The organism is Massilia aquatica (assembly GCF_011682045.1).
Classification (GTDB): Bacteria; Pseudomonadota; Gammaproteobacteria; order Burkholderiales; family Burkholderiaceae_D; genus Telluria_A; species Telluria_A aquatica.
Genome location: NZ_VVIW01000032.1, coordinates 57,573 through 68,457, shown reverse-complemented (window position 1 = coordinate 68,457; position 10,885 = coordinate 57,573). Strand labels below are relative to the sequence as shown.

11 protein-coding genes are annotated in these 10,885 nt (G+C 67.5%); 8 read left to right on the top strand and 3 right to left on the bottom strand.

Annotation, left to right across the window (positions count from 1 at the left end; genetic code table 11):
• Nucleotides 1-122: 122 nt before the first annotated feature.
• Nucleotides 123-758, bottom strand: a complete 636-nt coding sequence (locus F1609_RS30675; RefSeq protein ID WP_167081140.1) for a DUF6348 family protein — start codon at nucleotides 756-758, stop codon at nucleotides 123-125.
• 186 nt (nucleotides 759-944) lie between these two features.
• On the opposite strand from F1609_RS30675, the gene F1609_RS30670 reads away from it, so the two are divergent.
• Together F1609_RS30670 and F1609_RS30665 are read left to right on the top strand one after the other, a co-directional pair.
• A complete protein-coding gene (locus F1609_RS30670; RefSeq protein ID WP_167081065.1) occupies nucleotides 945-1,094 on the top strand; it encodes a hypothetical protein in 150 nt (49 codons plus the stop codon).
• A gap of 90 nt (nucleotides 1,095-1,184) precedes the next feature.
• The gene (locus tag F1609_RS30665; RefSeq protein WP_167081138.1) at nucleotides 1,185-1,934 is read left to right on the top strand and encodes a DUF4303 domain-containing protein; all 750 of its coding nucleotides are present in this window, start codon (nucleotides 1,185-1,187) and stop codon (nucleotides 1,932-1,934) included.
• A 237-nt stretch (nucleotides 1,935-2,171) separates the two neighbouring features.
• Here the strand turns inward: F1609_RS30665 and F1609_RS30660 are convergent, their stop codons facing one another.
• Both F1609_RS30660 and F1609_RS30655 read right to left on the bottom strand, forming a co-directional pair.
• Nucleotides 2,172-2,987 (bottom strand): ATP-grasp domain-containing protein, encoded by an 816-nt coding sequence (locus tag F1609_RS30660; protein ID WP_167081136.1) that lies wholly within the window; start codon nucleotides 2,985-2,987, stop codon nucleotides 2,172-2,174.
• 1 nt (nucleotide 2,988) lies between these two features.
• Nucleotides 2,989-3,675 carry an energy transducer TonB gene (locus tag F1609_RS30655; RefSeq protein WP_167081134.1) on the bottom strand — a complete coding sequence of 229 codons (687 nt, stop codon included), beginning with the start codon at nucleotides 3,673-3,675 and terminating at the stop codon, nucleotides 2,989-2,991.
• 270 nt (nucleotides 3,676-3,945) lie between these two features.
• Here F1609_RS30655 and F1609_RS30650 point away from each other — a divergent pair, with 270 nt between their 5' ends.
• Genes F1609_RS30650 through F1609_RS34915 form a run of 6 tightly spaced genes read left to right on the top strand, consistent with a single transcriptional unit; the run spans nucleotide 3,946 to nucleotide 10,872 of the window.
• Nucleotides 3,946-4,617 (top strand): RDD family protein, encoded by a 672-nt coding sequence (locus F1609_RS30650; RefSeq protein WP_167081132.1) that lies wholly within the window; start codon nucleotides 3,946-3,948, stop codon nucleotides 4,615-4,617.
• The gene (locus F1609_RS30645) at nucleotides 4,614-5,561 is read left to right on the top strand and encodes a stage II sporulation protein M (protein ID WP_167081130.1); all 948 of its coding nucleotides are present in this window, start codon (nucleotides 4,614-4,616) and stop codon (nucleotides 5,559-5,561) included. The genes F1609_RS30650 and F1609_RS30645 overlap by 4 nt, the downstream gene beginning before the upstream one ends.
• 9 nt (nucleotides 5,562-5,570) lie before the next feature.
• Nucleotides 5,571-7,178 carry a hypothetical protein gene (locus F1609_RS30640; RefSeq protein ID WP_167081128.1) on the top strand — a complete coding sequence of 536 codons (1,608 nt, stop codon included), beginning with the start codon at nucleotides 5,571-5,573 and terminating at the stop codon, nucleotides 7,176-7,178.
• Nucleotides 7,175-8,566 (top strand): DUF4350 domain-containing protein, encoded by a 1,392-nt coding sequence (locus F1609_RS30635; RefSeq protein WP_167081126.1) that lies wholly within the window; start codon nucleotides 7,175-7,177, stop codon nucleotides 8,564-8,566. Before F1609_RS30640 ends, F1609_RS30635 begins: the two co-directional genes overlap by 4 nt.
• Nucleotides 8,556-9,560 carry an AAA family ATPase gene (locus F1609_RS30630; RefSeq protein ID WP_167081124.1) on the top strand — a complete coding sequence of 335 codons (1,005 nt, stop codon included), beginning with the start codon at nucleotides 8,556-8,558 and terminating at the stop codon, nucleotides 9,558-9,560. Before F1609_RS30635 ends, F1609_RS30630 begins: the two co-directional genes overlap by 11 nt.
• On the top strand, nucleotides 9,553-10,872 hold the full coding sequence (locus F1609_RS34915) for a DUF58 domain-containing protein (protein ID WP_167081122.1): 1,320 nt from the start codon (nucleotides 9,553-9,555) through the stop codon (nucleotides 10,870-10,872). The genes F1609_RS30630 and F1609_RS34915 overlap by 8 nt, the downstream gene beginning before the upstream one ends.
• Nucleotides 10,873-10,885: the final 13 nt, after the last annotated feature.

The following is a 10,885-nucleotide window of genomic DNA, read 5'->3' as shown; positions in this document are numbered from 1 at the left end:
GTCTTGCAAAGCATGGGGAAGCAGCATTTGCTGATGCTGATCGTATGGAAGGTAGCTCGTCGTCATTTGACAAGTTTACCTCGTCACCATTCGGATTGCATCAGTTTCTGCCGCGCAGACTCCTAGGATCCTGCGCGGCGCAGCACCATGAAGACGCGCACCGTGTAAAAGTCCGCGGACGGCGTCCAGGCGCAGCCTTGCAGTGCGCGCAGGCCGTCGTCCCAGGTCTGGCCGTTGTCGAGCGCCTCGAAAGTGAAGTCGCCGTTGTGGTTGGCGAAGAAAAAACGCAGGCAGTGGATCTCGGCCGACAAGCTGGCCTGCCTGATGCACTCGTCGATGCGATCCGGCATCTCCTGCGGAAAGTGCGCCTCGCCGCGCGTCAGGAAAAGGCCCTGATACGCCGTGTAGGCGCCGCCGCGCGTGGCGAGCACCTCGGTGTAGACCTGCTCGTCCTGCTCGCGTCCCCACAGCGCCGCCAGCAACACGTGGAAGGCATTCTCGGTGAACTTGACGAAGCCATCGTCGATGCCTTCGTCGCCCGTCCCCATGCCGGAGCAGGCCTCCTGGAACTCGACGCCATCGGGCATCAGGACGCGCACATTGAACACGCCCGAGTAACCGTTGCGGTTCGGGTACCACTCGGCCCGGATGGCCGGGCGCCGCCCTTGCGGCAACACCCAGCCGTCCACCACCTCGCAAGACAAGCCATGCCCCTCGAACAAGACCTGCAAATACCTGCTGTCGACCGGGATGGACATGGCGCCGCTTTCACTATGTTGAAAAAGAAGCGCCATCATAGCCCACGTTATGATTAAAGCAATAGCGAGTGCCGCGCGGGCCTCGCTCAGGGCGTGATCGCCAGCGCCGCGATGCCGGACTCGCCCAGCGTGAAATGATAATGCAGCGGCAGCGGGCTGCCCGAAAAGTTGCCGCTCACATCGGCGGTGACGACCACCTGCGCGCCCTCCTCGCGCACCGCGCGCGGGCTGTTCCTCTACTTTCCGGTGCGCACCGGGCACCAGCCCAAGCTGCGCGCCTTCATCGACCTGGCCCGCGAGCATGCGGGCGCGGCCGGCATCCCAGATTGGGCGTGACAGAAGCGGGCGCGGCCTGCATACTTCTTTCCGAACCAGGCTGTGCGCGCCGCAGCGCAATTTCCCCACTATAAAATCACATACGCAACAATGACAACCAACTGGTCACTTTTCCACAAACACATCGGCGCCAAACCGCGCCAGTTCTTCGAAGTCCGCCTGCTCGGCAACGCCGTCTGGCACGCCACCGGCATGGCCGAGACCTGGGGTACGGACGGGCTCGACGAACTGGCCAGCCCGGCCGCCGCGCAAGCGCGCTACGCCGCCCTGTGCGCCGAAGCCGAGGCTGCCGGCTTCACGCTCTCGCGTCAGCTTGAGATCGACCTGAACCGGCTTGACGGTGCCCTGCTGGCCGCCGAAATCCGCGACGGCGCCCGTGCCGCCTTCAAGGCCATGCGCGCCGCCCACCCGGACCAGACCATGAACGGCTTCGCCCTGATGAGCGACGAAAGCGCCATGACGATCGTCCCGGTCGCCAACAGCGAACAAGCGCTGGCGGAAGATGGCGGCGGCGACGACATGCGCTGGGCGCCGCAGGAATGGTCGTTCTTCGAAGAAGGCGCCTACCTGGACACTGCCTACCGCATGATCCTGCCCTACCACCGCGACATTCCCAACGAGGTCGACATCGACGCCTTGCGCGCCTGGGTCTTCGGCGCGTGTGCCGACGCGCTGCGCCAGCTGGCCGACGAAGGCGAGTTCGGCAGCGGCGCCGGGCGCGACGCGGTATCGGTGGTGTTCTGTGTGGCCGATGGCGATTGCAGCGACGACGTCATCGAGCCCCTCAACAGCCCCGCCTCCGCCAGCCGCTTCGCCGCCTACCGCGCCACCTGGAAATAAGCCCCCAGCGCCTTTTCGTTTCGTTTCGCCCCCTTCTTTTTTGAACCGGGGTCTGACCTCTGACTCGAAACATTGTTAAGCAGCCCGATCAACAAACCCGCTGTTTTACATGTCGATTGGAGTAGTTGAGCGAAATACGACGGCTTTGCGCGCTCTTGGCGGCTTCCCGATTTTGCAAAATTTCGAGTCAGAGGTCAGACCCCGGTTGGGAAACGAAAGCCGTCGTGGCAGCGGGTGTCAGGCGTCGATGCGGGCCAGCAGCGCACGCCACAGCAGTTGCGGGGCGATGCCGGCGTAGCCGGATTCCTGGGCGTCGTTGCATTCGATGACGATCCAGCGCCCGTCGGCCGTCCTGGCCACGTCGACCACCAGGAACGGCACCGCCACCAGCGCGGCGGCTTGCGCGGCCACGGCGCGCCCGGCATGCTCGTCGGCGCAGGCGTATGGCGCCACCTGGTTCCAGTAGCGCCCCCAGCCCACGCAGTGCCCGTGCCACCAGAACGAGCGGTATTCGACCGAGGGCCGGACCTTACCTTCCACCTGCCCAGGCACCGCTTCGAGCGCCACGAATTCGCGGATCACCGGCTTTTGCCAGTGCAGGATCGGGTCGTCCCGGTACAACTGCGCCGCCACCTCGTAATGCGCGCGGCTGCGGATCACCGACAGCTCGGGATTGTGCTTGCTGGTCTGGCGCGAGCCTTTCATGAAGACCGGCCACGCGAAGGCGGCTTCGATCGCGTCGGCCGATGGCAGGCTGTCGAACACGTCGGTGCGCGGGGTGAGCGCGCCCAGCAGCGGATACCAGGCTTCCAGTTCGCTGGCGCGCACATGCTCCTGTGGCGAATTGACCAGGCGTAGCCCCATGGCCAGTTTGTCGTCGAACTCGGCCGCGTAATCGGCAATCGGCCCGATCCGCAGCACGCAGCTTTCTTCGCCTTCGATCCGGTACGGATGGGTGCAGGCGACATGCAGGCCGATGTCGAAGTCGTAGGCGGCCACGCCAACCGGCTCGCTGATGACGATCAGTTTATTTTCAAGGCGCGCGATGTCCAATCTAGCTCTCTACAACGCGGCCGGTCATGCTGGCGCTGCGCTCGCCGGGCGTGTCGTCGTAGTCGAAGCGACACGAGCGGACCAGGTCGAGCGCCTCCGTCACCAGCGCTGGCGGCTGTCCCTTGGCCTCAGCCACAGCGCGCGCGGGCACGCCGGCTTCGCCCACCAGGAAGCGTACCCGCACGCCACTGGCGCTGCCCGGCGCCGTACTGGCGGCCATGCCGGACGCCAGCGCATCCGGTACAAAACGCGCAAAGTGCGCCGAGGGCCGGCAGCTGCCGGCGCGCAGCTGCGGCGCCACGCCGGCCGCGCCATCGAGCTTCCAGGCGAACTGCATCGGATACGGCCCGGCGCGCTCGGCCGCGTCCAGCCCGGCCTTGAAACGGCAGGCGCCAATCCCGCGCAGGGCCGCGTCGTCGAGCACGCTCCAGCCGCTGCTGCGCAGCAGGCGCGCCCGCTCGACCGCGCCGTCGGCCCCGATCGCAAACGCCACCGTGCTGCTGCCCTGCAAATCGTACAGCAGCGCTTCGCGCGGCCACGCCGGCAATGGGCAACTGCCGGCATCGGCCAGCAGATGACGCGGAAACGCCGGCGTATCGGACACCGATGCCGCAGGCTTGTCGGGCACCTGCGCCAGCGAGGCCGCGGCGGCGGCAATGCAGACGCCAATGATCAGTTTTCTATTCAAGCAATCCATCCGATAATCTGTGACGGGACCCGTGCCGGCGCAGTATACTCGCAGCGTCGGTCAGCGCCACGGCCCGCACCGGTGTGACTAAAAAACGGCGACATGTCAAAAAGTGGGCCATTCCCAACAACGATGCTGCAATTTTCATATTTTTGTCATCGCTGCATCGTTTCTTGGTTACAATAAATACATCCTACAGTAAATTTAACACGGTATCAGCATGGCGGTCATCACACCAGTCGCATCCGCGCAGCGCAAAGAGGCAGACGCTTGCTAGACGGCCGCCTGTCCCTGACCACGCCCGAAGGCGTGAGCCTGCAACTGACGCCCGCCGGCCCCTACCTGCGCGCAATCGCCTGGCTGATCGATGTACTGGTGTGGCTGCTGTTTTGCGGCCTGGCCCATCTGATGATGCCCAGCGGCAAATTCGGCGGCGGCCTGTTCCTGGTCATCCTGTTCGTCTCCTACTGGGGTTACCCGATCATCAGCGAAGTGTATTTCAATGGCCGTACGCTGGGCAAGCGCGCGCTCGGCCTGGAAGTGGTGCGCAGCGACGGCTTGCCGGTCGGCTGGCGCGAATCGACCCTGCGCAACCTGCTGCTGGTGGCCGACTTTTTACCGGCCATGTATGCCACCGGGCTGGTGTGCATGCTGTTCGACCAGCGCTTTCGCCGCCTGGGCGACATCGTGGCCGGCACCCAGGTCATCTATGTCGAAAAACCCATGGCGCGCCCGACCCCGCCGTCGGCCGAACCGCTGCCCCTGCCCTTCCCGCTCAGCCCGGACCAGCAGCGCACCCTGGTCGACCTGTTCGAACGCGAACACCGGCTTCCGCTCGACCGCATGGCCGAACTGGGCAGCATCGCCGAAGCGCTGACCGGCGCCCAGGGAGAAGAGTCGGTCGAACGCATGCGCCGCTATGTGGCGGGCTTTAACAAATGAAACAGCAACAGTTCGAAGCCGACCACGCCGCCCTCTGGACCGAGATCAGCGCCCTGCTCGAGGGCGCCGGCAGCGACCAGCGCGCCCTGCCGGCCCTGTACCGCCGCCTGTGCCAGACCCTGGCGCTGTCGAGCCAGCGCGGCTATTCGCCGGCCCTCACCGATTACCTGCAAAAGCTGGTCGGCGCCTGCCACCGGCGCCTGTACGGCACCGCGATCGAGCGCCCGAATACGCTGCTGCGCTGGATGCTGGTCGACTTTCCTTGCCGCGTGCGCGCCGAATGGCGCTTGCTGCTGCTGACCTGCCTGGCCTTTTTCGGGGTCGCGCTCGGGGTCGGCCTGCTGGTCTGGTTCAAGCCGCAGTGGGCCTACAGCTTCGCCTCGGCCGCCCAGCTGGCCGAGTATCGCGAAATGTACCAGCCGGGCCGCGCCAGCATCGGGCGCGGCGGCAGCGAGGGCGATGTGATGATGTTCGGCCACTACATCTGGAACAATGTCTCGATTGGCTTTCGCACCTTTGCCGGCGGCATCTTCGGCGGCATTCCGGCCCTGGTCAGCGTCGGTTTTAACGGCATGCACCTGGGCGTGATCGCCGCCTGGCTGAGCCGCGACCCGGCCACCGCGCACCAGTTCTGGTCGTTCGTGATCACCCATGCCAGCGTCGAAGTCACCGGCATGCTGTTGTGCGGCATGTCGGGCATCCGCCTCGGGCTGGCGCTGATCCATCCGGGCCGCCGCACCCGCGCCCACGCCCTGCACGAGACCAGCCAGGCCATGTTCCCGGTGATCGTCGGCGGCAGCCTGATGACCTTCACGGCCGCCTTCATCGAAGCCTTCTGGTCGGCCTCGAGCGTGATACCGATCAATGTCAAGTACGCCGTCGGCGGCACCTGCTGGCTGCTGGTGATCGGATTTTTCCTGTTCGCCGGCCGCGGCAAGCAATAAGAGGCCGCCATGCAAATCGATAAACTGCAGATCGAACTGCGTCCGCGCACCAATGCCCAGGCGCTCGACCTCGGCTTTTCCCTGCTGCATTCGCACGCCAGCGCCGCCTACCTGTCCTTCCTGGTCCTGTGGCTGCCGCTGCTGGCGCTGTGCGCCGCGCTCACCGTCTGGCTGCCCGGGCAAGCCTGGTTCTGGATGGTGCTGGCGTGGTGGTTCAAGCCGCTGCTCGAACGCGCACCGCTGTACGTGCTCTCGCGCCAGGTGTTCGGCACCGCCGTCACCTGGCAGGAAGCGGTGCGCGCCTGGCCGCGCCAGATCGGCGGCGGCGCCTGGCGCCTGCTGACCTGGGGCCGTTTGTTCAGCGCCGGACGCGGCCTGTCGCATCCGGTCTGGATGCTCGAAGGCGCGCGCGGACGGGTCGCCAGCCTGCGCCGCGCCACGCTCGGCAACAATGGCACCGCCTCCTCGGCCATCTGGTTCGGGGTGGTCTGCGCCCACCTCGAAGTGGTGCTGCAAATGGGCCTGCTCGGCTTCATCGGCATGTTTCTCAACGACGCGAAGAACAACAACCCCTTCAGCCTGTTCTTCTCCTTCAACAGCGCCGCGCCACCGGACGTCGGCGTGGCCCTGATGGCCCTCGGCGCCTTTGGCGTGGGCGCCGCCATCATGGCGCCGGTCTACACCGCCTGCTGCTTCACCCTGTACCTGAACCGGCGCGCCAGCATGGAAGCGTGGGATATCGAAATCAAGCTGCGCCAGATCAAGCGACCGGCCGCGCGCACCCGCGCCGCGCCGGTGGTCTCGACCCTGCTGGCGCTGGCCGGCGCCAGCGTGCTGATCGCGGCCGCCAGCCTGCCGCTGCCGCTGCTCGCCGCCCCGCCCACCGCGCCGGCCGCCGCGCCCCCGTGCGAGCCGCCCGCGGACGGCCCGCCCCGGCCCGAACGCGGCCCGCTGCTCGCGCCCGAACAAGCGCCCGTGCGCAAGCAGATCGACCAGCTGTACGCCACCGACGACCTGCGCGGCTACCGCTGCACCGAAGTCTGGCGCCTGAAGGAAAAGGGCAAGCAGCCGGAGAAGGAAAAAGACCCCGACCTCAAACTTCCATCGGCCAATTTTGGCCTGGTCGCCGACATCTTCAAGGTGCTCGTCATCGCGCTGGCCATCGGCCTGGTGGGCTGGCTGCTGTACCGCTACCGCCACTACCTGCCGGCCTTCGAGCGCGCCGCCAAAGTGCGCATGGCCACCGAAATCGGCGGCCTGAACATCCGCGCCGAATCGCTGCCGCCCAACGTCACGGACGAAGTGCGCGCCTTCTGGGCCAGGGGCGAGCAGCGCGCCGCGCTGGCGCTGCTGTACCGCGCCACCCTGTCGCGCCTGGTGACCGAGGATGCACTGCCCCTGCGCCAGGGCAATACCGAAGGCGACTGCCTGCGCCTGGCGCGCCAGGCCGGGCAGCGCGGCCGGCTGGCGCGCGCGCGGCTCGACGTGGCCGACAGCGCCACCACGCTCTGGCTGAACGGCGCCTACGCCGCGCGCTGGCCGGGCGACGACGCCCTGCTGGCCTGCTGCGCCGCATGGGACGCCCAGTTCGGCGCGCTGCGCGAGGTGACGCCATGAGCGAGCGCGCAAAAGGCATCCTGATCGCGCTGGTCCTGCTGATCGTCGGCGCCACCGGCTACTGGTGGTGGCACGACCAGATGGAACTGCGCTGGACCTCGGTGCAGCACGAGTCGGCCGAGGCCACGGCCGACCCGATGCTGGCCGCCACGCGCCTGTTGCGCCAGAACGAGCGCACGGTCACCGGCGCCGGCTCGCTGGGCGAACTGCTGGTGCCCCAAACCGCTGGCGGCACCATGATCCTCAGCGGCGCCTCGGGCACGGCCACGCCCGACCAGGCGCGCGAACTGCTCGAATGGGTGCGGCGCGGTAACACGCTGATCGCCGAACCGCGCTGGCTCGGCTCCGACGAACAGGGGCTGATCGCGTTCAGCAAAGAAGAACTGGCGGAACACGCGGCGCAGGAAGAGAGCGAAGAAGAGAGCGAAGAAGAGAGCGAAGAAGAAGCCGCGGCCGGCGACGACGCCAGCACCACCGATGAAGCGCCGGCGGCCGAAGAAAAGGCCGGCGATGACGAAGCCGCCGAAGCCGAAGCCGACGACCACAGCGACCCGCTCACCGATCACCTGGGCGTGCGAACGCGTCCCGATGCGCTGGCCTGCAAGTGCCGCACCGCGCCGGACGAGAAGGACAAGAACAAGCCGGAAGCGATCGCCAAGGCCAGGCTGGCGCGCGAACAGGCGCTCAGCCATCTGACTCTGCCCGGCAAGCCATACGCGCTTGAAATCGACGCCGGGACCACCGAAATGGTCAGCCTGGTGAACGGCGCCGAGCCCCTGTGGAGCGACGACGATGGCGGCGCGGTGCGCGTGTACGCCGAAGGCAAGGGCCGCATCGTGCTGGTCGCAAACAGCTTCTTTACCAACGCCAGCCTGCCGCAGCGCGACCACGCCCAGTTGCTGCTGGCGCTGACCGAACTCACGCCGGGCAAACACGTCACCATCGTCAAGCGCCTCAACGTGCTGCCGTGGTACCAGGCCCTGTGGCGCCATTACCAGCTGGCCCTGGTCAGCCTGGCGGTGTGCCTGGCGCTGCTGTTCTGGAGCGCGGTGCGCCGTTTCGGCCCGGTGCTGCCGGCGCCCAGGGCCGAACGGCGCTCGCTGCTTGAACATATTGATGCCTCCGGCGCCTGGCTGTGGAAAGCCGACGGCGGGCGCCAGGTGCTGCTCGACGCGGCGCGCGACGACACCCTGGCGCTGATCCGGCGCCGCGTCCCGGCCCTGTTCCGCATGCCCGAGGGCGAGCTGTACGCCGCTTTGGCGCGCACCTGCGCCCTTCTTGAGACCGACGTCAGCGAGGCCTTGGAGCAGGACGCGGCCAGCCACGTCACCCGATTCACACGCCAGATCCGCACCCTACAAACACTGAGAAATCACTATGAACGATAGCACCGCCAGCAGCGCCGCCAGCGCCATTCCGGCCGACCGTCTGACCCAGGCGATCGGCATCGTCGCGCGCATGCGCGAGGAAATCCGCAGCGCCGTGATCGGCCAGCAGGCCGTCGTCGACCAGGTGCTGGCCTGCTGCCTGGCCGGCGGCCACGTACTGATCGAAGGCGTGCCGGGCCTGGGCAAGACCTTGCTGGTCAAGGCCCTGGCCAAGACCTTCTCGGGCGAGTTTTCGCGCATCCAGTTCACCCCCGACCTGATGCCGGCCGACGTCATGGGCCACGCCGTCTACGACATGAAGACCCAGTCCTTCAGCGTGCGCAAGGGTCCTGTGTTTTCGCACCTGCTGCTGGCCGACGAAATCAACCGCGCCCCGGCCAAGACCCAGTCCTCGCTGCTCGAAGTGATGCAGGAGCGCCAGGTGACGATCGAAGGCGAATCGCACCAGCTGCCACCGCCGTTCATGGTGCTGGCCACGCAGAATCCGCTGGAAAACGAAGGCACCTACCCGTTGCCGGAAGCGCAGCTGGACCGCTTTCTGATCAAGGTGCGGATCGACTATCCGAGCGTGGACGAAGAAGAACAGATGCTGCGCCTGGTCACGCGCGACCGCGTCGGCGACGGCCTCGATGTGAACCAGGTGGCCACCCTGGTCAAACCCGACACCATCGTCGCGCTGCAGCAGCTGGTGGCCAAGATCCGCGTCGACGATGCGGTCTCCGCCTACGCCGTGCGGCTGGTGCGCGCCACGCGCGACTGGCCCGGCATTGCCATCGGCGCCGGCCCGCGCGGGTGCATCGCGCTGGTGCGCATGGCGCGCGCCATGGCGTTGACGTCCGGACGCGATTACGTCACCCCCGACGACATCAAGGCGGCCGCCCTGCCGGTGCTGCGCCACCGCATCGCGGTGTCCCCGGAAAGCGAACTCGATGGCCTCTCCAGCGACGACCTGCTGCTTGGCCTGATCGAAGAAATCGCCGCGCCGCGTGGCTGACGCCCTGACGCCGTCGCGCACCCTGCTGGCTGTCGCCGGCGGCTGGGCGCTGCTGGGCGCGGCCGCCAGCCACGTGCCGGCGCTGCTGCCGCTGTGGCAAGGCGCCGGGCTGGCCGCGCTGGTGGCCGCCTGCGCCGACGCCTGGATCTCGCGCCGCACGCCGCAATTGCGGCTCGAGCGCGAGCTGGCCGGCGTGTGGCCGGTCGGGACCTGGAACAAGGTCACGCTCAAACTGCATAACGAAGGCACGCGCGCGCTCGCGCTTGACCTGTACGACGATTACCCCGCCAGCTGGGGCATGCAGGGCTTGCCGCACGCCAGCCAGATCGCGCCGGGCGCCTACGCCGCCGTCACCTACACCTTGTGCCCCGACCAGCGCGGCCAGGCCGCTTTTGGCGCGGCCCACCTGCGCGTGCGCTCGCCGCTGCGCCTGTGGCAGCGCATGCACCGCCTGGGCGAGGCCAGCAGCGTCAAGGTGTTCCCCGACTTTTCCAAGCTGCTCGGGCACACCCTCTCGGCCACCGACCGGCGCGCCCCGGCGGCCGGCGCGATCCGCAAACGGCGCCGCGGCGAAGGCACCGACTTCCGCCAGCTGCGCGAATACCGCGACGGCGACAGCATGCGTTCGATCGACTGGAAAGCGACCGCGCGGCGCCAGAAACCGATCACCCGCGAATACCAGGAAGAGCGCGACCAGCAGGTCGTGTTCCTGCTCGACACCGGGCGCCGCATGCTGGCGCGCGACGAGCTCACCACCCACTTCGACCATGCGCTGAACGCCGTGCTCACGCTCGGCTTTCTGGCGCAAAAACAGGGCGACGCGGTCGGCCTGATGACCTTCGGCGGCGCCGAGACGCGCTGGCTGGCCCCGAGCAAAGGCCGCAACGGGCTCGATCGCCTGCTGGCCGGCGTGTACGACCTGCAGCCGGCCGAAATGGCGCCCGACTACCTGCAAGCGGCCAGCAACCTGCTCAATCGCCTGAGCAAGCGCGCCTTCGTGGTCATCATCACCAACCTGCGCGACGAAGACGACACGGCGCTGCGCTCGGCCTGCGAGCTGATGTCCTCCAAGCACCTGGTAATCTGCGCCAGCCTGCGCGAAAAGGTCATGGACGGCACCCGCACCAAGCAGGTCGAGACCTTCGCCAGCGCCCTGCGCTACAGCGCCACCGTGCATTACCTGCAACAGCGGCGCGACGCCATCCGCCGCCTCGGCATCCGCGCCGAACGCCTGATCGACATCACCCCGGACCAGCTCAGTACCGCGCTGGTGAACCGCTACCTGGACATCAAGGAAAGCGGGCAGCTGTAGGCCGGCGCGCGGG

Coding starts and splice junctions, on each gene's coding strand:
- F1609_RS30675 (WP_167081140.1), bottom strand. CDS start 758: ATGTCCATCCCGGTCGACAGCAGGTATTTGCAGGTCTTGTTCGAGGGG.
- F1609_RS30665 (WP_167081138.1), top strand. CDS start 1,185: ATGACAACCAACTGGTCACTTTTCCACAAACACATCGGCGCCAAACCG.
- F1609_RS30645 (WP_167081130.1), top strand. CDS start 4,614: ATGAAACAGCAACAGTTCGAAGCCGACCACGCCGCCCTCTGGACCGAG.
- F1609_RS30640 (WP_167081128.1), top strand. CDS start 5,571: ATGCAAATCGATAAACTGCAGATCGAACTGCGTCCGCGCACCAATGCC.
- F1609_RS30635 (WP_167081126.1), top strand. CDS start 7,175: ATGAGCGAGCGCGCAAAAGGCATCCTGATCGCGCTGGTCCTGCTGATC.
- F1609_RS30630 (WP_167081124.1), top strand. CDS start 8,556: ATGAACGATAGCACCGCCAGCAGCGCCGCCAGCGCCATTCCGGCCGAC.